Raw genomic sequence first — 22680 nt, 5'->3', positions numbered from 1 at the left:
AGGAGCGGCGGCAAATAGTCATAGGCATCCTCCACGGACCAGCCGGAAGAGCGCCATGCACGGGCGCTGTCCAACAGGGCAGAGCGATTACGACGTGTGGACGATTTCGCCGGCGCGAAACGCCTGCTCAGCGCAACGCACTCTCCGGCACGTCCAGGTCGATCGACAGCGCCAGGTGATCCGAGGCGGCGGCCGGGCGCGCTCGCGCGTTCGAGACCTGCAGGCCGTCGCTGACCAGGATGTGGTCGATCGCGCGCTGCGGGCGCCAGCTGGGGAACGTGGGCACGTCGCCCAGCGGTGGCTGCAGGCGCGTGTTGCGGAACAGCGCCCGCATCTCGGGACGGTCGATGGGGCAGTTGAAATCGCCCATCAGCACGGCGTTGGGATGGTCCTGCAGGAGTTCGGCAATGAAGGCCAGCTGCGCGGCGCGTGAGGTCGCGCCGAGCGACAGGTGCGCGACCGCCACCAGCAGGCCCGAGGTGCCGTCGCCGTAGCGCGCCAGCAGCACGCCGCGCCCGGCGATGCGGCCGGGCAGGGCGTGGTCGATGACCTCACGCGGCTCCAGCCGGCTCAGCAGGCCGTTGGCGCTGGAGGCCACGCCGCCGACGCGGCGGTTGGGCTGGTGGCTCCAGTAGTCGAAGCCGGCGCGCTGGGCCAGGTAGTGCGTCTGGTTGGTGAAACCCGAGCGCAGGCTGCCCGGATCGCTCTCGTTGAGGCCGACGATGTCGTGTTCGCCGGCCAGTTGGGCGATCGCATCCAGGCTGGTCCGCTTGCCCGCCGGCAGCACGTGCGACCAGCTGCGCGCGACGTAGTCGTGGTAGCCGCGCGTGCTGGATCCCGCCTGGATGTTGGCGCTGAGCAGGCGGAGCCGACGGGTATCCATCCGGTTCTGGATCGTGCTCCCGGGATCGCCGCCCGATCAGCCGCCCGCCGGGGCCGGCGTCGCGCCCGCCGCCTTGGCGCGCTCGGCGGCGACCAGGTGGTCGGTGATGCGCAGCATGTCCTCGAAGCTCTTGCCGTTCACCTTGTACTTGCCGGCCACCACGATCGCCGGCGTGGAATCCACGCCGCTGCGCGCGATGAACTGCGTGGCGCGCTTCATCTTGGCGTCGATGGCGAAGCTCGACATCGTGCTGGCGAACTGCTTGGCGTCGACCCCGTGCTGGCCGTAGAAGGCGGCGATCTGGTCGTTGGTCGGCAGCGGCTGCACCGGCATCGTGCGGTCGACGTGGATCGCGTTGAACATCGCCTGGTGGGTCTTGTCGAGTACGCCCATCGACTGCGCGGTGTAGAACGCCTTGGCGTACGGCACCCAGTAGCCGCCGAACGGCGCGGCCAGTGCGACGAACTTCACGTCGGCCGGCTGCTTGGCCTTCCACGCCTCGACCAGCGGCTCGAAGTGCGCGCAGTGCGGGCAGGTGTAGCCGAAGATCTCGACCACTTCGATCTTGCCGTTGGCCGGCTCATAGGTCTGGCCGCCGGCGATCTCGACGAAGTCGGTGCCGGGCACGGGCGCCGGACCCTGCGGAGGCGTGGCGGCAGCGGCCGGAGCGGGCGCGGCGGCAGGTGCCTGTTCGGCTGGCGCCGTCGGGGCGGTCGTTGCCGGAGCGGCACGAGCCGGGGTGGTCGCGGCCGGAGCCGGCGTCGCGGTTTCGGCCGGCGCCGGAGCCTGCTTCGAGCAGGCGGAGAGGGCCAGCAGGCCGGTCAGGACCACGGCGAGATGAGGCAGACGTACGGTCATGGAGGCGTCTCTTGAAGAGGAAAAACGGTCCCGGCGCAGGCGCCGTGGAGGTGAGCACAACGATCGCGCAAGCATACCGGCCGGGTCCTGTACGCGGCGAGGCCGCGCTCACGGCCCGACGCGATACGGGCGCGGATCAGCGCTTGCCGCCCTTTTCCCGCGCGATCAGCGCGTCGGCGATGCGCAGCACGTCGTCGAAGCCACGGCCACCGATGATGCGGTACTTGCCGTTGACGACGAGTGTCGGCGTACCCTCCACGCCGCTGCGCCCGATGAACGCCCGCGCGTTGTCCATGCGGGCCTGCACCTTCGGGCCGTCGAAAGTCTGCGTGAAGCGGGCCGGATCGACGCCGTATCCGGCATAGAAGGTAGCCAGTTCGCCCACCGAGGGGTTGTTGCGCGGCAGCGTGCCGGTCTCGTGCACGGCCTTGAACACCGCATCGTGGGTGCGGGCGACCGCGCCCAGTTCCTGCGCCGTGTAGAAGGCCTTGGCGTAGGGAATCCAGTAGCCGCCGAACGGTGCGGCCAGCGGCACGAAGTTGACGTCCTTGCGCCCGGCGCTCCACGCGGACACCTGCGGCTGGAAATGTGCGCAGTGCGGGCAGGTGTAGCCGAACACTTCGACCACTTCGACCTTGCCTTTCACCGGCGGCGCGAACGGCTTGCCATCGGCGATGACGACGTAGTCGACACCTTCCTGCAGCGGCTGGCTGGCAGGCGCGTCGGCGGCCAGGGCCGCAACGGGAAGAAGCAGGAGCAGGGACAGCAGCAGGCGGCGGGTCATCGTGGCAGGACTCTCGGCAATGCTCGCGGTGGATGGGGAATCCGGTGACTGGAGTCCGGCGGCGGGATCACGCTTCCGGCACCCCTCAAAACAAAACGCCGGTCGTGGAGTCCACGACCGGCGCCAAACCAACAACCAGGGAGTACGGCCTCGGACCGTGCCCGCCTGTGAAAGTTCACGAACCGCTGGCAGGCGCCGCCGGCTCCTGTTGGGCCGGGGCCGGCATGGCGGCCGGAGCCGCGGCGGGGGCTGGAGCGGGCGCCGGTGCCGGGGCATTGGCCGCGGCCAGGTCGTCCTTGCTCGGGTGCAGGCCCTGCAGGTAGCTGGACACCGAGCCGATTTCCTCGTCGGTCAGCTGCTTGGCGATGCTGGCCATCACGTTGAACAGGTGCGGGTCGCGCTGGATGGTGGTGCCGGCGCGGTATTCCTCGAGGCGACGCTGGGTGTAGGCCGCCTGCTGGCCGGCGATGTGCGGGTAGGCCGGGCCGGGGTTCCCGGCGCCGTCCGGGCCATGGCACGCCATGCACGCCGGGATGCCGCGCGATGCGTCGCCGTTGCGGAACAGCTGCTGGCCGACCTCGAAGAACTTTTTGCCGGCGTTCGGGCCGGTGGCGATCAGGGTGTCGTCGGCGACGCCCGCGCCCGCCTTCTGCGTGGCGAAGTAGGCGCCGATGTCGCGTGCGTCCTGCGCGGTCAGCGCATCGGCGAACGGCTTCATCACCGCGGCCATGCCGGTGTTGCGCTCGCCGGTCTTGAACAGCGCGATCTGGTGCGCGATGTAGCGCTCGCTCTGGCCGGCCAGGCGCGGGTACTGCGGATCGGTCGGATTGCCGTCCAGGCCATGGCACGCGGCGCAGGTGCCGGCCTTGGTGGCGCCCGCCTTGGCGTCGCCCCACACGACCTTCTCCGGTGCGGTGTTCAGCGGCGCCGTCTGGACCGGCGCGTTGTCCGGGACCGGATTGACGGTGGTCTGGGCGTAGGCGACGGCAGCGGCCGCCAGTGCGGCAAGGCCGACAATGCCGAGGACGCGGGCTTGGCTCATGTAGCTGGGCTCCGAAACACAGATGAGGCGTGCCGCGCAGCGGACGCCGGAACCGCGGAATTATCGTCGGCGCTCCGGGGGCGGTCAACGCGCGCGCCGTGCCGGAGCGGGCCGCAAACGCGGCACATGCCCGTATTTGCGCGTCGCGGCCGACCGTTGGACGCGCCGTGCGATCCTATCGGCATGGCCAATCCCTTCGTCCGCGCCCGCTATCTGCTGTCGGCGCACAATCCCAAGCAGCTGCCGCCCGAGGGCGGCGCCGAGGTGGCCTTCGCCGGCCGCTCCAACGCCGGCAAGTCCAGCGCGCTCAACGCGTTGTGCCAGCAGAACGCACTGGCGCGGGTGTCCAAGACGCCCGGCCGGACCCAGCAGCTGGTCTATTTCGACATGACTCCGCCGGAGACCCAGCCGCCGCGCTACCTGGTGGACCTGCCCGGCTACGGCTACGCCAAGGTGCCGCAGGACCTGCAGGCGCACTGGCAGGCGTTCATCGAGCGCTATTTCCAGACGCGCGAGTCGCTCAAGGGCCTGGTGGTGGTGATGGACATCCGCCATCCGCTCAAGGATTACGACCGGCAGATGCTCGGCTACGCGGTGCAGCGCGGGTTGCCCGCACATGCGCTGCTGACCAAGGCCGACAAGCTGGGCCGCGGACAGCAGACGCAGCAGTTGCAGGCGGTGCGCAGGGAGCTGTTCAGCGCCTTCGGCGACACGGTGAGCGTGCAGACGTTCTCGGCGGAGTCGAAGCAGGGAGTGGAGGAGGCGAGGGGCGTGGTGGCGGGGTGGCTGGGGTTGTAAGGGGGTTGGGTTCGTCACTAGGCGTCAGCGTGCGCCCGGTTTCACGCGCGTTGCTCGACGCTCGCTCTTGCTCGTGATCTTGGCAAAGGCGGCATCCGTCTTGCCGTTGCCCTTGCTCGTCATCCCCGCGAAGGCGGGGTCCATGACCTTCACGCTTATCTGACGTGCAGCAGCGCGATCACCTTTCCGTTTTGCCTTTGCCGTCGTCGCGCAAAGGCCGGGATCCGATTGCCGTTGCTCTTGGCTCGTCATCCCCGCGAAGGCGGGGATCCATGGACTTTTCACGCTTTACCGTTGCCCTCTCAGGAGCAACGGCTAAAGCTTCCGTCCGTCTAAAGCCGGCCGGGTCACTTTTCTTTGCTGACCCAAAGTCCGACTGGATTCCCTTCGGTCAAACGTAACCCAAAGAAAGGGTCTTTCCCGACACAGCAATCCTGCGACCGGTGAAGGAGTCGGCGCCCCGCAAGTCGGTGCGGCCTACGGCCGCAGGCCCGCGCTTGCGGCGCGGGCGTTCGGACGATGCGCGAGCCAGTGGCTCGCAAGCACGCATCGCCTTCACTCCGTGTCTCCTTGCTTAGCGCCGCACATCCATGTGCGGTGCCCTCCGCGTCCAGCGATGTGCTGGGCTGTTCAACAGCAACAGCAACAGCAACAGCAAGTGCAGCTGCAACCGCAACGTTGCGCGCCAGCACCGGCGACGGGAGCGCATCCGCACATTGCTCGTCATCCCCGCGAAACGGGGATCCAGTGACTTCCATGGCGCATCCTCCGGGCTTCACGACAGCGAGCCCGCGGCACACGTCGATGCGGAAGAAATTCGGGCCACACAGCGCGGCTACGTCGCAGTCAGCGTCAACACACAACCCACAAGCAAAACCCCGCCGGATCGCTCCGGCGGGGTGCAAGGGCCGTTTTGGGAGGTCGGCTTAGAACTTGTAGTTCAGGCCGACCAGGTAGGTGCGGCCCCACTCGATGTATTCCAGCGGGCGGTCCTTCGTGCCGGCGTAGGTCTGGTACGGCGAGTTGGTCAGGTTGCTGGCTTCGAACAGCAGCGTCAGGCCGGCCAGGCTGCTGGTTTCGCCGAAGGTGTAGCTGACCTGTGCGTCCAGCTGGTCCTCGCCCACGACGTAACGAAGCGTGCGGTTGCCGTCGAAGTTGCCGATCTCGCCGATGAAGTCCGAGCGCTTGCGCTGGCTCACGCGGGCTTCGAAACCGGCGCGCTCGTAGTACGCGGTGAGGTTGTACACCTCGTCCGACAGGCCCGGCAGACTGATCGGGTCCGTGCCTACGCTGCTGGCGCTTTCCGGGTCCAGGATCTCGATGTCGCTGTCGGTGAAGCTGGCGCTGGCGACGATGCCGAAACCTTCCAGCGGCGCCCACAGCATGTCCAGGGGAACCGATGCGCTCAGCTCGATGCCCTGCAGCTTGCCGCCCTGCCCGTTGTACGGCGCGGTGAAGTTGCCGATGGTCTGCGTCGGCGGCTCGCCCGGCGCCGGCACGTAATCGGCGACGAAGGCAGAGAAGTCGTAGTTGTCGTTCGTCTGCGTGTAGATGTAGCTGCGCAGGTCCTTGTAGAAGTACGCGGCCGCCACATAGGCCTTGTTGCCGAAATACTTCTCGTAGGAGATGTCGAACGCGTTGGCGCGCCAGGGATCGAGCTCCGGATTGCCGCCGGAAGCGCCAGGACGACCGGTGCTGGTGTCGACACCGAACTCCAGCGATGCACGCAGCTGGTCAACGCGCGGACGCGCGACCTGACGCGCCAGCGCCAGACGCAGGGTCTGGTCGTGCGGGAACAGGAACGCGAGGTTCAGGCTGGGCAGGTAGTCGGTGTAGGTCGCGCCGTTCTCGTATGGCTGCACTTCGCTGCCGGCCGGTTGCGTGCCGTCCCAGTAGTTCGCGCGCGAGGACTGATCCGTGTGCTGGATCTGGATGCCGACATTGCCGCGCACACCGACCGAGCCCCACTCGGTATCGATGTTGGCTTTCACGTAACCGGTGGAAAGCTTCTCGTCGACCGTCCAGGCCTTCGGGATCAGGTACGAGAGGTTGTCGACCGGTTCAAACGTCATGTAGCGCGCGATCGCTTCGGGCACGTTCCATGCCGGGATGAAGCCCACGCCCGCGAAGTTCAGGTTGACCAGACCGTACTGCAGGTCACGCGCGATCGGCGTGTCGCCCTGCGGACCGAGATTGATGTTGCCTTCCGGCTGCGTCTTCTGCTTCTCGCGATCTGCGTAGTTCAAACCCACGTCGATGTCCGAGATCCAGCTCAACGCCTGCGGTGCGGGGATCGAAGCGGCCAGCGTGTAGGTCTTCAGCTCGTCCTCGACGCGCGGCACCTTGCCGTAGCCGGAGCCGTAGATCGTGTTGGTCAGGTACAGCTGCTGCGGATCGGAGTAATCCAGCTCCGGCACCAGCCGCGAGAAGTCCTTGCTGTTGTAGCCCAGGTGGATGTTGTCCAGCTGGGGACGCGGGATCATCTGCGTGTTGTTTTCCAGCAGCAGCTCCTCGCGCTCCGCGCGCGACCAGCCGATGTCCGCCTTCATGCGCACTGCGCCCACGTTGAAATCGTTCGCCCAGCCGGCCGCGTCGATCTTGTCCTCGCGATGGCGGTACATGCCGCGCACCAGCGGGTAAACGTTCGTCACGGTGCCGCCGGTGAAGGTGCCGTTGCCGTTGATCTGCGGGTTGACCGTCAGCACGTCGGGATCGTCGACACCGTTGTAGCCGCTCAGGTTCACCTCGAACTGGTTGGCGGTGTCTTCCTGCTCGGCCTTGGTGTGGAACAGGTCCAGCGTGCTGGTCCAGTCGTTGGACGGGCGGTACTGCAATGTGGCCATCACCGCATCGCGTTCGATGTCGCCGGTACGGCGCAGTGCCTTGATGCCGTCGGAGAAGTACGTGCCGGTCGGCACGCCGTTGCGCACGCGATCGGTGGTGTTGGTCGCGCTCCACGGCTCGTACAGGCCGACCTGGTTTTCCTGGATCGGCAGCTCGGTATGCGAGAAGCCGATCGACAGGCCGATGGTGCGGTCGGCGAACTGGCCGATGTAGCTGGCGTTGATGCGGTTGCCGTCGTCATCGGCGTTGGCCGCATCGCCCAGCGAGTTGCGCTGCAGGCGACCGCTTACCGCCACCACCGGCTCGCTGTAGTCCAGCGGGCGCACGGTGCGCATGTCGATGGTGCCCGACAGGCCCTGGCCGACCAGGCCGGCGTCGGGGGTCTTGTACACGGTCACGCCGCTCATCAGTTCGGCGGGATACTGGTCGAACTCGACGCTGCGGTTGTCGCCGGTGCTCACCATTTCGCGGCCGTTGAGCAGCGTGGTGGCGAAGTCGGGCGAGAGGCCGCGCACGCTGATCACCTGCGCACGGCCGCCTACGCGCTGCGCGGACAGGCCCGGCAGGCGCGCGATGGATTCGGCGATGCTCACGTCGGGCAGCTTGCCGATGTCCTCGGCCGACACCGCTTCGACGATGGAGGTCGATTCGCGCTTGGTTTCGATCGAGGTCTCGATACCGGCGCGGATGCCGGTGACGACGACCGAATCGAGCGTCTTGGTTTCGTCGGGCAACGACGGCTCCGATTCCGGCGCCTGCGTGGCCACCTGTGCCTGTACGCCGGTCGCCATCAGCATCGTCGCCGATGCCAGGGCCACGCTCAGCAGGTTGCGCTTGAGTTGCAACATCTCCCCTCCCACTCTCTCGGTTTTGTGACGGCCCGCATCGCCTGGCTCTGTGGCCGGTCGCATGCGCGGATCCGCGTGCGGACAAGGGGTCCGCAACGTAGGGCGATGGTAGAGGCCGATCCGCCTGCACAAATCGCTCTGCATACGTATTCATGGCTGCGGCGCGCGCTGCAGAACGACTGCAACCGTTTGCGGGCGTGAAAACGCGGTCGCGTTCGTGAACGGGTGGGCGGCCCACGCTGGTGCATCGTAGGAGCCAGCTTGCTGGCGACCGGGTGCCGACACATTGGTCGCCAGCAAGCTGGCTCCTACGCGAGGGACTTTTCAGCGACCGAGCAGGAACCGCAGCGGCACGTCCACCCGGTCGTGCCAGGCCCGTTCGTTGTGCTCGGCGCCCGGGAATTCGCGACTGACGAAGTCGCGGCCACGACGCCAGCCGGCGCGCTCCAGAACCTCGTCCATGCGTTTCTGGTAAGGCGGGTACGACGCGTCGAGCGTCGCGGTGCCGTGATCGAAGTAGAAGCGATGCGTGCGGCGATCCGGCAGGTGCGAGGCGAGGTAGTCGATGACGGCGCCATCGTTCGCGGGCCAGTGCGTGGACACGCAACCGGCGCCGCCGAACACCTGCGGATACTCCGACATCGCATACGCGGAGATCAGCCCGCCCATGCTGGCGCCCATCACGAACGTGTCCGCGCGGCCCGGGCGCGTGCGGTAGGCCGCATCGATGGCCGGCTTCAGTTCTTCCACCACGAAGCGCAGGTATTCGTCCGAGAGCAGCTGCGAGCGTGCCTGCACCGGTACCGCCTTCGCTGGCATGTACTCACGCCCGCGCAGCGGCGTGTTGGAGATGGCGACGACGATGGCCTCGCGCACCTTGCCCTCGCCGATCAGGCGCGTCATCGCGCCGTCAACGTCCCAGTCGATGCCCGTGTAGGAGAGTGCGGGATCGAACAGGTTCTGGCCGTCGTGCATGTACAGCACGGGATAGCGGCGCTGCGGATGTTCCGCGTAGCCAGGCGGCAGCCATACGTCCACGTTGCGCGCAGGCACATGCGCCGATGGCACGTCCTGGTAGCTTTCGACGCGGCCCGTCGCCTGCAGCGCTGGCGCGTGCACGGCATAGGCCCACTGCAGGAACTGCGGCAGCATCTGCGCCCAGCTCGCCTGTTCGTGGCGCCCGCCCGGCAGCACGTACAGCGCGACGTCCGCGCGCGTGGCGCGCCTGGCATGGTCGGCGTTGATGCTGTAGTTGGACTGTCGAAGACCTTTTAGTGCGTACGGCTTGCCGGTGTTCCAGCCGTCGATGAGGTCCCGGGTGTCGTCGATGGCGTCGTTGACGCCGTCGCCGTCGCGATCGTCCGTCTCCTCGTCGGTGCCCACCGCGAAGAACCAGCGCGCACCGTTGCGTGGCTCGCTGCGGTCGATCATCCGCTGCGCCAGGCGCGTGCGCTGCACGGCGTCCGCGTCGCCGTGCTCGCCCGAAAGCCAGAACGACGGCGAGAACGCACCGGCGCGACCGAACACCTCCGGATACTGCCAGCCCAGGTTGAACGCGTTCAGACCGCCCAGCGACCAGCCAAGGATCGCCCGTGCATCTGGCGTGGTGCGCGTGCGGTAGCGCGCATCGATCGCCGGCACCAGCGTATGCGCCACCCATTCGGAGTACGCGTGCGCATGCGTTCCGACCGGGCCGTACTTCGTCTGTGCGATCAGGCTCCTGCCGGCCTTTCGATCCGACAGGCCGTACGCGCCCATGCGGTCGCGTGGCATGTCGATGGCCACGACGATCGGCGCCCGAATCGCGCCTTCCCCGATTAGCCGTTGCAACGTCGTCTGCAGGCCGACCGCATCGCGGTCCTGGCCATCGTTGAGGTACAGCACCGGATGGCGGCGTTGCGAAGCCGCGTAGTCCGGTGGCAGGTAGACGGTGGCGCGCAGGCCTTCGGGAGCGAACGACGTCGGCTCCAGCGCCAGCGATTGCACCTGCACCTCGCCCTGCACGCGTTCCGGTACCAGCGGTTCGACCGCAGCGACCGGCCATGTCGCGATCAACAGGAGCGACGTCGAAGCGACCCGCAAGACCTCACCGATCGAGCGCCTGCGTCGGTGCCCCGCGCGTTCATCGGATCGACCTCGTACTGCGCGGGAGATCACCGGCTTGCGCTCAATCGATGTGCGCGTAGAACACGCCGCGTGGCGGCAGTTGCAGCACGCCATCGATCACTTCGCCGCCGAGCAGGCCGTGATCGGCCAGCACACGTGCGCTACCCAGATGCGCCGGCAGCGGCCAGCGCACCGCTTCGCCGGACAGGTTGAACACCGCCAGCAGCGCCTCGTCCGTATCGCGGCGCGTGAAGGCCAGCACCGGCTCGGGTGCGTCGAGGAAAGCGATGTCGCCGAGCACCAGCGCCGGGTGATCCTTGCGCCAGCGCAGCAGGTGGCGCACGCCGTTCAGCACCGAATCGGGCTGCGCGTCCTGGATCGCCACGCTGCGCTGCAGGTGTGCATCCGCGACCGGCAGCCAAGGCGCCGCGGCGCTGAAACCGGCCTGCGCATCGCCGTTCCACGGCAGCGGCGTGCGGCAACCGTCGCGTCCCTTGAAGTTGGGCCAGAAGGCGATGCCGTACGGATCCTGGAGCGCCTCGAATGGCACGTCCGCTTCCGGCAGGCCGAGTTCCTCGCCCTGGTACAGGCACACCGAACCGCGCAGCGAGCACACCAGCGCCACGAGCTGACGCGCCAACGTATCGCACAGCGGCGCGCCGGGATTCCAGCGCGTCACCGCGCGCTGCACGTCGTGGTTGGAAATGGCCCAGCACGGCCAGCCGTCGCGCATCTTCGCTTCCAGCGCCTCGACGGTGCCGCGGATGTACGCGGCGCTGAAATCGTCGGTCAGCAGCTCGAAGCTGTAGCCCATGTGCAGGCGTTGATCGTTGACGTACTCGGCCATGGTTGCCAGCGAGTCCTCCGAGGAGATCTCGCCCAACGTGGTCGCGTCCGGATAGCGGTCCAGCAGCGCGCGCAGTTCTTCCAGGAATGCCAGGTTTTCCGGCTGCGTGTTGTTGTACCAGTGGTACTGGAACGCGTACGGGTTGTCCGGGCTAAAGCCGCGGCCGGTGCGCAGTGCTTCCGGCTTGGGCGGGTTGTCGCGCAGTTGCGCGTCGTGGAAGCAGAAGTTGATCGCGTCCAGGCGCAGGCCGTCCACCCCGCGATCCAGCCAGAACCTCACGTTGTCCAGCGTCGCCTCGCGCACGGCCGGATTGTGGAAGTTCAGGTCAGGTTGCGAGGACAGGAAGTTGTGCAGGAAATACTGGCGGCGGCGCGGTTCCCAGCGCCAGGCCACGCCGCCGAACAACGACAGCCAGTTGTTGGGCGGCGTGCCGTCGGGTTTTGCGTCGGCCCACACGTACCAGTCGGCCTTCGGATTGTCCGCGCTCTCGCGGCTCTCCTTGAACCAGGCGTGCTCGATGGAAGTGTGGCTGAGCACCTGGTCGATCATCACGCGGATGCCGAGCGAATGCGCCTTGGCCAGCAGCCGGTCGAAATCGTCCAGCGTGCCGAACAGCGGGTCCACGTCGCGGTAGTCGGCGATGTCGTAGCCGAAATCCGCCATCGGCGACTTGAAGAACGGCGAGATCCAGATCGCGTCCACGCCCAGGCTGGCGATGTAGTCCAGCCGCGCGATGATGCCGGGCAGGTCGCCGACGCCGTCTCCATTGGTATCCAGGAAGCTGCGCGGATAGATCTGATAGATCACCGCGCCGCGCCACCAACGTGCCTTCGTCATCCCCGTCCCGCGTCCTGTTCAAGTCGAAATGAAAGGCGTGCCGCATGACCCGCCCGGGCGCCACTATTCCACGGCGCGCCGCGCGCGGCATTGCTGTCGCCCGACGGCGGGCGATGAATACGTATGCAGGCACGCGTGCGCCACGGCGTCGCGACTACCATGGCCGCATCCTGCCAACGGAGAACCCAGTGCGAGTGCGATCCGTCGCGCCCGGCCAGCGCAAGCTTCACCGACCTGCCGCGCTGGCGACACTGCTCGCTGGCTGCATGCCGCTCTCCGTTGCCGCTCAAGACGATGCTGCATGGCAGCACGAGATCGTTCTGGGCGACCGGCACGCGCAGGTATCGCGCACCGCCGATGGATTCAGCCTGCGCGACGATGGCGGCAGGATGCATTCGATCACTTCCGGCCGCATGCGCAGCGACACCGCCAGCGCGATTTTCGACGGCCTGTTCGCGCTGGCGCAGGACGAGCTGGAGAAGGCGAAGGTCGAGTCCATCACCGACAACGCGTTCCGCAACGGCCAGCCCATTCCCTGTCCGTGTTTCGAGACCGGCGAGAAGTGGCGTTACGTGTGGACGCGCGACCTGTCGTTCGCAGCCGATCTGGCATTGGCGAGGTTGGAGCCGCAGCGCACGCGCGATTCGCTGCGCTTCAAGCTCTCGCCCGCACGTGCCGGTGGCGTAGACGGACTGTTCGTGGCGCAGGACACCGGATCCGGTGGCAGCTGGCCGATCAGCAGCGACCGCGTGGTGTGGTTCCTCGCCGCGGAGCACCTGGTCGACGCGTCGGCCACCGAGCCAGACGCACGCCGCTTCCGCGACGAGGTGTGGCAGGTGCTGACCGCGACGCTCGCGCAGGATCGCCGGTACGTGTTCGACGATGCGGTGGGGCTCTATCGCGGCGAGACGTCGTTCCTGGACTGGCGCGAGCAGACGTATCCGCGCTGGACGGCCAACGACGTGGCCTTTCTCGCGCAGTCCTACGCGCTGTCTACCAACGTCCTGCACTACCGCGCGCTGCGCCTGGGCGAACGCATGGCGCGCGAGCGCAACGATGCACGTGCGAATGCGTACGCGGCGCAGGCCGACGCGCTGGCCGTCGCCATCGAGCGCCGCTTCTGGCGCGAGGATCGCGGCCTGTACATGAGCTACATCGGCACGGCCGCGCACGCCGTGCCGTTCGAAGCCTATGACCTGCTCGGCCTGTCGCTGCTGGTGGACAGCGGCATCGTGCCCGTGGATCGTGCGCGTCGCGCGCTGGTGAACTATCCGTGGCTCGACACCGGCAGTCCGGTGATCTGGCCGCAGCAGCCGGGTATCGCCATCTACCACAACCGCGCCATCTGGCCGTTCGTCAGCGCGTACTCGTTGCGCGCCGCGCGCAGGCTGGACGACGCGGAGCGCATCCCGCACGAGATCCGCTCGCTGATGCGAGGCGCGGCCCTGGCCGGTTCGAACATGGAGAACTTCGAACTCGTCACGCAGGCCGTGCACGTCGACGAAGGTCCACTGAGCGGCCCGGTGGTCAACTCGCCACGCCAGCTGTGGTCGGTGGCGGGCTACCTGGGCATGGTGATCGAGGGCGTCTTCGGCGTGGAGTCGGACGGCAGTGTCGCGCCGAAGATTCCGGTGTCGCTGGTGGCCATGTTGTTCGCAGACCGCGAGAGCATCCGCCTGGAGTTGCCGAAGCGGACCATCGTCCTGCATCGCCCAAAGCGCATGGAAGGCGATTTGTTGATCGCCGGCACGACGCGCAACGAGGGCGACGCCACGCACGTGCACCTCGTCCCAGCGCCTTTGACGCCACGGCTGCAGCGCGGTGGTCTCGACGCGGCCGCCTTCGCGCCGGAGTCGCCGGAAGCGCCCGCACTCCAGAGTGACAGCCAAAGCTGGCGCATCACGATTCCCGCGCATCACCGCCTCTACGTCGACGGCAAGCTGCACACGGAGGCGACGGCCAGGCCATCCACCATGATCCTGCCGCGCCGCGACGCACGGCAGTGCGCCAGCCTCACGCGTGTCGAGCGGGGAATCGAGTCGCTGCACAGCCCGGCACGTTGCGTCGGCAATGAGGTCACGGTTGAGGGTGCATGGCCACGTGCGTGGCGTGTGCCGGCAAGTGGCCGCTATTCGCTGAGCGTCGATTTCACCAATACGCACGGCCCCATCAATACCGGCATCACCGCGGCAGTGAAGACGCTGGTCGTGCAGTGCGATGGCGTGCCGGAGCAGGGCGGCACGCTGGTCATGCCGCATGGCGCGGGCGTGCAGCGGTCTAGCCGCGTCGTGATCGAAGCCAGGGCCGGCGGCGAATGCCGCGTATCGCTGCGCGATGGGTTCAACATGTCGTACCTGAGCCACTTCGCGCTCTACACCGGCGGCAAGGGCGGCGTCGACGGGCCGTTGAACCAGGCCGAGATCGCCACGCTCCGCATCGTGCCCGTCGCGCCGTGACCGTCTGGGGAGAACGCCACGCATGACCACCAAACCGCAGCTGACGTTCTGGCAGATCTGGAACATGTGCTTCGGCTTCCTCGGCATCCAGTTCGGCTTCGCACTGCAGAACGCCAACGTCAGCCGCATCTTCCAGACGCTGGGCGCGGAAGTGGACGACGTCGCCGGGCTGTGGATCGCCGCACCGCTGACCGGCCTGCTGGTGCAGCCGATCGTCGGCCATCTGTCGGACCGCACCTGGACGCGAATGGGCCGCCGCCGCCCGTACTTCCTGGCCGGCGCCGTCCTCGCGACGCTCGCGCTGCTGGTGATGCCCAACTCGCCAGCGCTGTGGATCGCGGCGGGCACGCTGTGGGTGCTGGACGCGTCCATCAACATCTCGATGGAGCCGTTCCGCGCCTTCGTCGGCGATCAGTTGCCACCGAGGCAGCGCCCGACCGGCTATGCGATGCAGAGCTTCTTCATCGGCGTGGGCGCGGTGGTCGCCAGCCTGCTGCCCTGGCTGCTGGCGAAGTTCGGCGTGGCCAACACCGCGCCCGACGGCGTCGTGCCGGACACGGTGCGCTACGCGTTCTACTTCGGCGGCGCGGTGCTGTTCCTTGCCATCGGGTGGACGGTGCTGCGCACGCGCGAGTATCCGCCGGACGTGCTCGAGTCCTTCGACGACGCCCGCCCACAGGAAGCGCGCGAGGACAGCATCGCGGGCCCGTCGTCGCGTGCAGGCCTGGGCTGGCTGGTCGTCGGCATCGCGGGTGCGGCGGCCATCGCCTGGTCCGGTTGGGACCGCATGCTGTACGTGCTGGCCGGCATGCTGATCGCCTACGGCGCGCTGCTGCAGCTGGCGCGCTTCCTGTTGCCGCAGCGCATGCTGGCGTCCATCGTGCACGACCTGCAGAACATGCCCGGCACGATGCGGCGGCTGGCGGTGGTGCAGTTCTTCTCGTGGTTCGCGCTGTTCGCGATGTGGATCTACACCACCTCGGCGGTGACGGCCGTGCACTTCGGCAGCAGCGACACGTCGTCTTCCGCTTACAACGAAGGGGCCAACTGGGTCGGCGTGCTGTTCGCGGCCTATAACGGCTTCGCCGCGCTGGCGGCCATCTGCATCCCGTGGATGGTGCGCCGCTTCGGACTTCGCGTGAGCCATCTGGTCAACGTGGTGCTCGGCGGCGTGGGCCTGCTGTCGTTCCTGTGGATCCGCGACCCGCAGTGGTTGCTGCTGTCGATGGTGGGCGTGGGTTTCGCGTGGGCGTCGATCCTCTCGCTGCCCTACGCGCTGCTGTCCGACAGCGTGCCTGCCGCCAAGATGGGCGTGTACATGGGCATCTTCAACTTCTTCATCGTCATCCCGCAGCTGGTCGCGGCCAGCCTGCTCGGATTCCTGCTCAAGCACTTCTTCGGCGGCGCGCCGATCCATGCACTGGCCATCGGCGGCATCAGCCTGATTTTCGCCGGCCTGTGCGTGCTGCGCGTGCGCGAGCCGCAGGTGCATGCCACGGCCGTCGCTGCCGGACACTGATCGGAGACTTCATGCGCAAGCTCGTCGTTCTGCCATTGCTGCTTGCCTGCCACGCCGCCTACGCCCAGGACTATTACGGCACGCTGGAGCCGTTCGCGAAGGAGGCGGTGTACTTCGTCGTCACCGACCGCTTCGTCAATGGCGATCCGTCCAACGACCAGCGTGACCAGGGCGGCAACGATCCGGCCAGACGCACGTTCGACCGGCCCACGCCCGGCAGCGAGGCGGGCGACAACATCGGCTACCTCGGCGGCGACTTCAAGGGCATCGTCGATCACCTCGACTACATCCGCGGCATGGGCTTCACCGCGCTGTGGATCACGCCCATCGTCGACAACCCGGACGAAGCTTTCACCGGCGGCAAGCCCGCGCAGAAGGGCGGCTTCCTCACCGACGGCGGCAAGACCGGCTATCACGGCTACTGGGGCGTGAACTTCTATCAGGTCGACGAACACCTGCCGAGCCCGGGCCTGGACTTCGCCGGCCTGGCCGATGCGGTGCACGCCAAGGACATGAAGCTGGTGCTCGACATCGTCGGCAACCACGGTTCGCCGTCGTATTCGATGCCGGCGCCGCAGCCCAAGTACGGCCAGCTGTTCGACCGCGACGGCAAACTCGTCGCCGACCACCAGAACCTGCCGCCGGAGAAGCTGGACCCGCGCAACAACCCGCTGCACCGCTTCTACAACACCAGACCGGGACTGGCGGAACTGTCCGATCTCAACGAGAACAACCCGGCGGTCATGGACTACCTGGCGGGCGCGTATTCGCAGTGGATCGAGCAGGGCGCCGACGCGTTCCGCATCGACACCATCGGCTGGCTGCCGCATCCGTTCTGGCATGAGCTGGTCGCACGCCTGCGCAAGCAGAAGCCGGGCATGTTCATGTTCGGCGAAGCCTTCGAGTACGACCCGAAGAAGATCGCCGAACACACGTGGAAGAAGAATGCCGGCGTCAGCGTGCTCGACTTCCCGCTCAAGGAAGGCCTGTCGAAGGTGTTCGGCCACGAGCAGGCGGGATTCGAGACGCTGGCCGATCGCCTGTACCTGCGCAGCGGTCCGTATGCCAATCCGTACGAACTGACCACGTTCTACGACAACCACGACATGGCGCGCCTGGATGCCACCGACGAAGGCTTCATCGACGCACACAACTGGCTGTTCACCGCGCGTGGCATTCCGGTCATCTACTACGGGTCTGAAGTCGGCTTCATGCGCGGCCGCCCGGAACACGATGGAAACCGCAACTACTTCGGTGCCGAACGCATCGCGGCCGCCGCGGATCACCCCATCCAGCGCAACCTGTCGCGCATCGCCCACGTGCGCGCCGCATCGCCCGCGCTGCAGCGCGGGTTGCAGGTGAATCTGGAACTGCAGGGCGACCACGCCGTGTTCTATCGCGTGTACCAGCACGACGGCGAGGCACAGACCGCACTGGTGCTGCTGAACAAGGGCAATGAACCCTCGAACTTCGAAGTCCGCAAGCTGTTGCAGGCCGGCAACTGGCGCGCGGCCATCGCCGGCGGCGAGGTCAACGTGGCGGAGGGGCAGCCGCTCACCGCCACCGTGCCCGCGCACGGCGTGGAGGTCTTCCTGCTCGACGCACCGGTCACGCAGCCGCAGCTTCGCGCCGAGCTGGACAAGCTGATGCGGGTGAAGCGGCCGCGCTGATCCTGCGCCGGGTTCCGTCGTACCCTTCGCGAGCCCCTCAATCTGGCGGGCGCGAAGGAGGTCCCATGCATCCGGATGAGAATGCAGTAGGTGGAAAGCCGCACTTCGACCTGTCGCTCGCCTTCGGGCAGTGGCAGGGATCGGGACGTCCTGAACACCTGCCGCGCGGAGCCGCCGCGACTGCGGCCGTCTGCGCCCGCCACGCGCCGCGCGTGGACGTTCCGCTCAGCGATGCGACCGGGTACGCGCATGGCGTGAATGCGTGGCCTGCGTTGTTCGCGCAGTTCCGTGCAGCGCACGATCTGCTGCGTCAGCACGCGCCCGAGCGGGTACTCACCGCGGGCGGCGACTGCGCGGCCGACATCGCGTCCATCGGCTATCTGGCCGAGCGCCATCCGGGACTGACCGTCGTCTGGATCGATGCGCATTACGACGCCAACACGCCGGCGACTTCACCCAGCGGAAACCTGCATGGCATGCCGGTGAGCGCGATCATGGGACATGCACCCGGTCCCATGCGCGAGCTGCTGCGCTCGCCGATCACCGCCGACCGCTTCTTCTATCACGGTGTGCGCGTGGCAGATCAGGGAGACCTGGATTTCCAGCGGGAGCACGGCCTGTCGCTGCTCGACGAGACCCGGCTGGTCGGCCGCAAACTGCACATCCACTTCGACCTGGACGTGCTCGACCCGGACGAGTTCCCGCACCTGGCCTATCGCGAGCCGGGCGGCCCGTCGGTGGCCGACGCGGTCGGGCTGGTCCATCGGCTCGCCACCACCAACGATCTCGTCGGCATGACCATCACCGAATTCGCGCCGGCCAGCGACGAAGCCGCGACGCACGGCAGCGCCGTCATCGAACGACTTTGCGAGGCGGCGCAGGCGGGCTCGCGCCAGCGGTAGTACCGAGTCCACGCGCGCCCTGCCGAGCGACAAGGCGCGATAAAAGTTGGCAGAACGCGAAAGACCTACTTCGCCTTCGCGCCACCCAGGTGTCGTCCCAGGAAGTCCAGCAGGCGCGAATGGAACTCGCGCTGGTGCTCCTGGGTGTAGAAGCCGTGGCCTTCGGTGGGGAAGTAGAGCGTCTCCACGGGAGTGCCTGCCGCCTTGAGCGCCTTCTCCATCCGCTGGCTGTGCACGATGGGCGCGATGTCGTCCTGGCCACCGGCTGCCAGGAACACCGGCGCCTTGATGCGGTCCGCCATGCGCGTAGGCGACTTGCCGGCCAGGCCTTCGCGTTCACCCATCCACTCGTTGGACCAGGTGCGCATCCACCGCGCTTCCTTCGAATTGTCCTGGTGCTTCTCGACCAGATCGTAGACACCGACATAGCCGACCGCACAGCGATACAGGTCCGGTTCCCGCGCGGCACCCATCAGGGCCGCATAGCCGCCGTAACTGGCGCCATAGATGCAGATGCGCCGTCCATCGGCGATGCCCTGCGACACGAGCCAGCGCGTGGCGTCGGTGACGTCGTCCTGCATCGTGCCGCCGAACTCGCGCGCGCCCGCGTGCAGGAACTCGCGGCCGTAGTTGCCCGAACCACGGAAGTTCACCTGCATCACCGCGTAGCCTGCGGCCGCGAGGATCTGCGTGTCGCGGTCGAAGCCCCACGTGTCGAACACACCGAAGGGGCCGCCGTGTGGAAGCACCACCGCGGGCAGGTTCTTGCCATCCGAGCCGGCTGGCAGAGTGAGATAGCCGTGCAAGGTCAGGCCGTCGCGCGCCTTGAACTCCACCGCCCGCACCTGCGCCATGCGCGAAGGTTCCAGCCATCCCGCACGGCTGAATACCACGTTGGCCTGGCGGGTCTTCTCGTCGAACAGGAGGAAGTCGCCCGGATTGCGGTCGTTGGAGGCCATCAGCATGTGCAGCCCGTCGCGCGTGCTGGACAGGAAACGGATCGCATGGTCCGGAATGGCCTTCTCCATCATGCGTTGCAGCTTCGCGCGGTGCGAGGTCTCGTCGAAGAACCGGCTCACCAGGCGATCCTTCATGAAGGACGCGCCCACCGGCACCATGCCGCCACTGTCGTAGAGGATGCGATACGGGTCCACCTTGTCGTCGCGCAGGATCTGCGTGCGCTGTCCGGTGGCGATGTCCATCGCGACGATGGCGTCCGGGCCGCTGGGCTGCTCCACCTGCAGGTACGCGATGGTGTTGTCCGCGGAGAACCCCAGCGGCATCTCGACGCGATGGCTTTGCGTCTCGTCGTTGATCAGGCGCCAGTCCGAGCCGCGTGCGTCGCGGTAATACAGCTTGCTGGCATTGTCGTTGCCCTGGCCGCGCGCGAATCGCACCTCCCCGACGTTGTCGGTGGTGAAGCTGGCGCGCCGTACCGGTGCGGTCGCGATGGTGATGCGCCGCCCTGTGTAGGCATCCATCCGCTCGATGCTGGTTTTCGGGTCGGAACTGAATGCATGTACCGAGATCAGGACGTTGCGGTCGTCGTCCGGGAGATCGTCGATCAGGAACCCCGCGAAGAAATCGCCGAACTTGATCGTCTGCTTGTTCACTTCGCGATCGTAGTGCGCCATCAGCGTGCGGCCGGCGGTGCCGTCGGCGTTGATCGCATGCAGCTCGCCGGTCGCCACCGGTTCCTCCAGCGTGGTGAGGCGCTCTGCGGAGCTGACGAGCACGCGCTCGTTGTTGATCCAGTGGAAGTCGGCGATGTCCGAACCCTTCACGCCCGAAATGCGCGCGGTCGGTTGCTTGTCCGATCGCCGGATCACGACCAGGATCGTGCGGTCTTCCAGCGGCACCGTCGCGGCGTAGTACTCGCCGGTCGGCGAGATCTTGATCTCGCGATAGACGTCCTGCTTCAGATATGGCGTCAGGTCCACCTGTGCGGCGACCGGCCACGCAGCCAACGCCAGCGCCGCGCCCACGGCGCAGCCCATCCATGCACTCATGCGTTTTCCCCCATACCCGCCTGGCGGGCCCCGGCGGGAGGATAACCGCTGGCCGCCGGCAGCGATCAGGCCCCGCTCGACTTCCTCACCACCAGTGAGGCGGGCAGGGTGATGCTCTGCGTCGTTTCGCCCGCGACCTGGCGCAGCAGGGTTTCCACCAGCAGTTCGCCGGCGCGCTTGGTGTCCTGGAACACGGTGGTCAGCGGCGGGCTGGCAAAACGCGCCATCGGAATGTCGTCGAAGCCGACCACGGCAATGTCCTCCGGCACGCGCAGGCCGGCATCGGCCAGCGCGCGCAGGGCGCCGATGGCGATGAGGTCGCTGGCCGCGAACACGGCATCGAAGCGGCCGCCGCGGGCGAGCAGCTCGCGTGCGGCCGCGTAACCGTCTTCCTCGGAACTTTCCGCGTCGACCTGCAGGATCGCTTCCATCGCGCCGCCGACTTCGCGCAGCGCGGCATCGCAGCCGCGGAAACGGTCGAAGAACTCCGGGCAGTGGCTCGATGCGCCACCGAGGAAGGCGATGCGCCGACGGCCCAGGCCGACCAGGTGCTCGCCGGCCAGGCGGCCGCCGTTGAAGTTGTCGCAACCGATCGACAGGCCCGGCTGGTCCGGCAGCACCGCGCCCCAGCGCACGAAGCGCGTGCCCTGCGCGACCAGCTTCTCGAGCTTGCCCTGGTAGGCCAGGTAGTCGCCGTAGCCCAGCAGGATCAGGCCGTCGGCCTTCATGCTGTCCTCGTAGTCCGCGTGCCAGTCGTCCGACAGTTGCTGGAACGAGATCAGCAGGTCCTGACCGGCGCGCGCGCAGGCACGCGTGATGGAACCGACCATCGACAGGAAGAACGGGTTGATGTGCGAGTCGTCCGGCGTCGGATCCTCGAACAGCAGCAGCGCCAGCGTGCCCGAACGCTGCGTGCGCAGGCTGGAGGCGTGGCGGTCGACCTTGTAGTTGAGCTCGCGCACCGCCTCCTCGACCTTGCGGCGGGTCTCGGCGTTGACCAGCGGACTGCCGCGCAGCACGCGCGACACCGTCGCCTGCGACACGCCAGCGCGGTGGGCGATGTCCAGCGAGGTGATCTTGGTCTTCTTGCTGCGACCGAGGTAATGCACTTGCGACATCAGGCCAGTGTAGTGACGCAATCGGGGCAAGGCATGCGGCAGCGCGACACGGGGCCCCCGCCGTAGGAGCCAGCTTGCTGGCGACCGTCGCCAGCGAAGCCGCCCGCCCGGGTCGCCAGCAAGCTGGCTCCTACGTGCAAGCGTGCGGGCGCTTCAGACCGCGACGTCGAACAGCTTGCCGACCAGCGACGACGCCGCCATCGCCAGCGCGCCCCAGAACGCCACCCGCAGCGAGCCGCGCAGCACCGGCGCACCGCCCGCACGCGCGGCCAGCGCGCCGGAGAGGAACAGGCTGGCGATCGTCACCGCGATGGTCACGGCCTGCACGGACTGCTGCGGCGACAGCAGCACCGAGGCCAGCGGCAACAGCGCGCCGGTGGTGAACGCGGTGGCCGAGGCCGCGGCGGCCTGCACCGGACGCGCACGCAGCGCCTCGGTGATGCCGAGCTCGTCGCGCGCATGCGCTGCGAGCGCGTCGTGCGCAGTCAGCTGCTCGGCCACCTGGCGCGCCAGCTCCGGCGCAAGACCGCGTCGTACGTAGATGTGGGTGAGTTCGTTGAGCTCGTAATGCGGCTGCGTTGCCAGCTCGCGGCGCTCGATGGCCAGATCCGCCTTCTCCGCATCGGCCTGCGACTGCACCGACACGTACTCGCCCGCCGCCATCGACATGGCGCCGGCAACGATGCCCGCCACGCCGCTGGCCAGCACGGCCGAATGCGGCGCGCCGCTGGCGGCCACGCCGACCACCAGTCCCGACACCGACACGATGCCGTCGTTGGCCCCCAGCACTGCCGCGCGTAGCCAGCCCACACGGCTGGAGCGATGCGTCTCGCTATGGCGCGTGGCGGCCAGGGGTGCGCGAGCGGCGGCCGGTTGCGGAGTGCGTTCGGCGGACATGGGGGCAGGGTAGCCAAGCGCGCCGGGCCGGTCGAGCGCGGTCACGCGGCGGCCCGCCAGTGGTTCCACCGGATTACTGCGTTGCACCGGCAACGTAGGTGCGTTCACGCCGCCTCGTTACACTGCCGTGATGGCCTGCACAGTCTGGATGGGATCCGGCGGCTGGCCCGCCGCGGTCCCAGGGGGATGCCGGCATCCGCGCGGGGAAGTTTCGCGCGAGCAGGGCATCGTGCCCTGCAGAAGGCATTAGTTGGTGCGAGGT

Annotated in this window: 16 protein-coding genes; 5 read left to right on the top strand and 11 right to left on the bottom strand. The window is 67.7% G+C overall.

The annotated features are described in order from the left end of the window. Nucleotides 1–127 precede the first annotated feature (127 nt). From VFE83_RS04455 to VFE83_RS04440, 4 genes are all read right to left on the bottom strand, one after another. Complete coding sequence (locus tag VFE83_RS04455; RefSeq protein WP_324903678.1) at nucleotides 128–883, bottom strand: endonuclease/exonuclease/phosphatase family protein; 756 nt, start codon at nucleotides 881–883, stop codon at nucleotides 128–130. Between the two features lie 36 nt (nucleotides 884–919). Then, nucleotides 920–1741 (bottom strand): thiol:disulfide interchange protein DsbA/DsbL, encoded by an 822-nt coding sequence (locus VFE83_RS04450; protein WP_324903677.1) that lies wholly within the window; start codon nucleotides 1739–1741, stop codon nucleotides 920–922. A gap of 136 nt (nucleotides 1742–1877) precedes the next feature. Continuing rightward, the gene (locus tag VFE83_RS04445) at nucleotides 1878–2525 is read right to left on the bottom strand and encodes a thiol:disulfide interchange protein DsbA/DsbL (RefSeq protein WP_324903676.1); all 648 of its coding nucleotides are present in this window, start codon (nucleotides 2523–2525) and stop codon (nucleotides 1878–1880) included. A 175-nt stretch (nucleotides 2526–2700) separates the two neighbouring features. Then, nucleotides 2701–3567, bottom strand: a complete 867-nt coding sequence (locus VFE83_RS04440) for a c-type cytochrome (protein ID WP_324903675.1) — start codon at nucleotides 3565–3567, stop codon at nucleotides 2701–2703. A gap of 183 nt (nucleotides 3568–3750) precedes the next feature. Between VFE83_RS04440 and yihA the strand changes: the two genes are divergently transcribed. After that, the gene (gene yihA, locus VFE83_RS04435; protein WP_324903674.1) at nucleotides 3751–4365 is read left to right on the top strand and encodes a ribosome biogenesis GTP-binding protein YihA/YsxC; all 615 of its coding nucleotides are present in this window, start codon (nucleotides 3751–3753) and stop codon (nucleotides 4363–4365) included. Between the two features lie 926 nt (nucleotides 4366–5291). Here yihA and VFE83_RS04430 read toward each other — a convergent pair. From VFE83_RS04430 to VFE83_RS04415, 4 genes are all read right to left on the bottom strand, one after another. Next, nucleotides 5292–8057 carry a TonB-dependent receptor gene (locus VFE83_RS04430; protein WP_324903673.1) on the bottom strand — a complete coding sequence of 922 codons (2766 nt, stop codon included), beginning with the start codon at nucleotides 8055–8057 and terminating at the stop codon, nucleotides 5292–5294. A gap of 324 nt (nucleotides 8058–8381) precedes the next feature. Next, complete coding sequence (locus VFE83_RS04425) at nucleotides 8382–10139, bottom strand: alpha/beta hydrolase-fold protein (RefSeq protein WP_324903672.1); 1758 nt, start codon at nucleotides 10137–10139, stop codon at nucleotides 8382–8384. 85 nt (nucleotides 10140–10224) lie between these two features. Then, nucleotides 10225–11847 (bottom strand): alpha-glucosidase family protein, encoded by a 1623-nt coding sequence (locus VFE83_RS04420; RefSeq protein ID WP_324903671.1) that lies wholly within the window; start codon nucleotides 11845–11847, stop codon nucleotides 10225–10227. Then, nucleotides 11844–12242, bottom strand: a complete 399-nt coding sequence (locus VFE83_RS04415) for a hypothetical protein (RefSeq protein ID WP_324903670.1) — start codon at nucleotides 12240–12242, stop codon at nucleotides 11844–11846. Before VFE83_RS04415 ends, VFE83_RS04420 begins: the two co-directional genes overlap by 4 nt. Here VFE83_RS04415 and VFE83_RS04410 point away from each other — a divergent pair. The 4 genes from VFE83_RS04410 to VFE83_RS04395 all read left to right on the top strand — a co-directional run bounded on the left by VFE83_RS04410 (nucleotide 12237) and on the right by VFE83_RS04395 (nucleotide 18394). Further along, complete coding sequence (locus tag VFE83_RS04410) at nucleotides 12237–14303, top strand: Six-hairpin glycosidase-like protein (RefSeq protein WP_324903668.1); 2067 nt, start codon at nucleotides 12237–12239, stop codon at nucleotides 14301–14303. The genes VFE83_RS04415 and VFE83_RS04410 overlap by 6 nt on opposite strands. Nucleotides 14304–14325: 22 nt before the next feature. Further along, on the top strand, nucleotides 14326–15822 hold the full coding sequence (locus VFE83_RS04405) for an MFS transporter (protein WP_324903667.1): 1497 nt from the start codon (nucleotides 14326–14328) through the stop codon (nucleotides 15820–15822). Nucleotides 15823–15833: 11 nt separating this feature from the next. Beyond that, entirely contained in the window at nucleotides 15834–17492 is a 1659-nt protein-coding gene (locus VFE83_RS04400; RefSeq protein ID WP_324903666.1) for an alpha-amylase family glycosyl hydrolase, read from the top strand. Nucleotides 17493–17557: 65 nt separating this feature from the next. Then, entirely contained in the window at nucleotides 17558–18394 is an 837-nt protein-coding gene (locus VFE83_RS04395) for an arginase family protein (RefSeq protein WP_324903665.1), read from the top strand. A 65-nt stretch (nucleotides 18395–18459) separates the two neighbouring features. Here VFE83_RS04395 and VFE83_RS04390 read toward each other — a convergent pair whose 3' ends face one another. From VFE83_RS04390 to VFE83_RS04380, 3 genes are all read right to left on the bottom strand, one after another. Continuing rightward, on the bottom strand, nucleotides 18460–20403 hold the full coding sequence (locus VFE83_RS04390; protein WP_324903664.1) for a S9 family peptidase: 1944 nt from the start codon (nucleotides 20401–20403) through the stop codon (nucleotides 18460–18462). 65 nt (nucleotides 20404–20468) lie between these two features. Continuing rightward, on the bottom strand, nucleotides 20469–21521 hold the full coding sequence (locus VFE83_RS04385; protein WP_324903663.1) for a LacI family DNA-binding transcriptional regulator: 1053 nt from the start codon (nucleotides 21519–21521) through the stop codon (nucleotides 20469–20471). Between the two features lie 153 nt (nucleotides 21522–21674). Further along, on the bottom strand, nucleotides 21675–22418 hold the full coding sequence (locus VFE83_RS04380) for a VIT family protein (protein ID WP_324903716.1): 744 nt from the start codon (nucleotides 22416–22418) through the stop codon (nucleotides 21675–21677). Nucleotides 22419–22680 lie beyond the last annotated feature (262 nt).

Origin of the sequence: Lysobacter sp. (assembly GCF_035655815.1) — a bacterium.
Taxonomy (GTDB): Bacteria; Pseudomonadota; Gammaproteobacteria; order Xanthomonadales; family Xanthomonadaceae; genus Lysobacter_J.
Note: the sequence above shows the minus strand (reverse complement) of the source record. Positions and strands in the feature narration are given on the sequence as shown.

Bases quoted from the DNA above. Each gene is read 5' to 3' on its own strand.
- VFE83_RS04390 (WP_324903664.1), bottom strand. From the start codon at position 20,403: ATGAGTGCATGGATGGGCTGCGCCGTGGGCGCGGCGCTGGCGTTGGCT.
- VFE83_RS04455 (WP_324903678.1), bottom strand. From the start codon at position 883: ATGGATACCCGTCGGCTCCGCCTGCTCAGCGCCAACATCCAGGCGGGA.
- VFE83_RS04445 (WP_324903676.1), bottom strand. From the start codon at position 2,525: ATGACCCGCCGCCTGCTGCTGTCCCTGCTCCTGCTTCTTCCCGTTGCG.
- VFE83_RS04410 (WP_324903668.1), top strand. From the start codon at position 12,237: ATGCATTCGATCACTTCCGGCCGCATGCGCAGCGACACCGCCAGCGCG.
- VFE83_RS04400 (WP_324903666.1), top strand. From the start codon at position 15,834: ATGCGCAAGCTCGTCGTTCTGCCATTGCTGCTTGCCTGCCACGCCGCC.
- VFE83_RS04430 (WP_324903673.1), bottom strand. From the start codon at position 8,057: ATGTTGCAACTCAAGCGCAACCTGCTGAGCGTGGCCCTGGCATCGGCG.
- yihA (WP_324903674.1), top strand. From the start codon at position 3,751: ATGGCCAATCCCTTCGTCCGCGCCCGCTATCTGCTGTCGGCGCACAAT.
- VFE83_RS04440 (WP_324903675.1), bottom strand. From the start codon at position 3,567: ATGAGCCAAGCCCGCGTCCTCGGCATTGTCGGCCTTGCCGCACTGGCG.
- VFE83_RS04405 (WP_324903667.1), top strand. From the start codon at position 14,326: ATGACCACCAAACCGCAGCTGACGTTCTGGCAGATCTGGAACATGTGC.
- VFE83_RS04380 (WP_324903716.1), bottom strand. From the start codon at position 22,418: ATGTCCGCCGAACGCACTCCGCAACCGGCCGCCGCTCGCGCACCCCTG.
- VFE83_RS04395 (WP_324903665.1), top strand. From the start codon at position 17,558: ATGCATCCGGATGAGAATGCAGTAGGTGGAAAGCCGCACTTCGACCTG.
- VFE83_RS04450 (WP_324903677.1), bottom strand. From the start codon at position 1,741: ATGACCGTACGTCTGCCTCATCTCGCCGTGGTCCTGACCGGCCTGCTG.
- VFE83_RS04385 (WP_324903663.1), bottom strand. From the start codon at position 21,521: ATGTCGCAAGTGCATTACCTCGGTCGCAGCAAGAAGACCAAGATCACC.
- VFE83_RS04420 (WP_324903671.1), bottom strand. From the start codon at position 11,847: ATGACGAAGGCACGTTGGTGGCGCGGCGCGGTGATCTATCAGATCTAT.
- VFE83_RS04415 (WP_324903670.1), bottom strand. From the start codon at position 12,242: ATGCATCCTGCCGCCATCGTCGCGCAGGCTGAATCCATCGGCGGTGCG.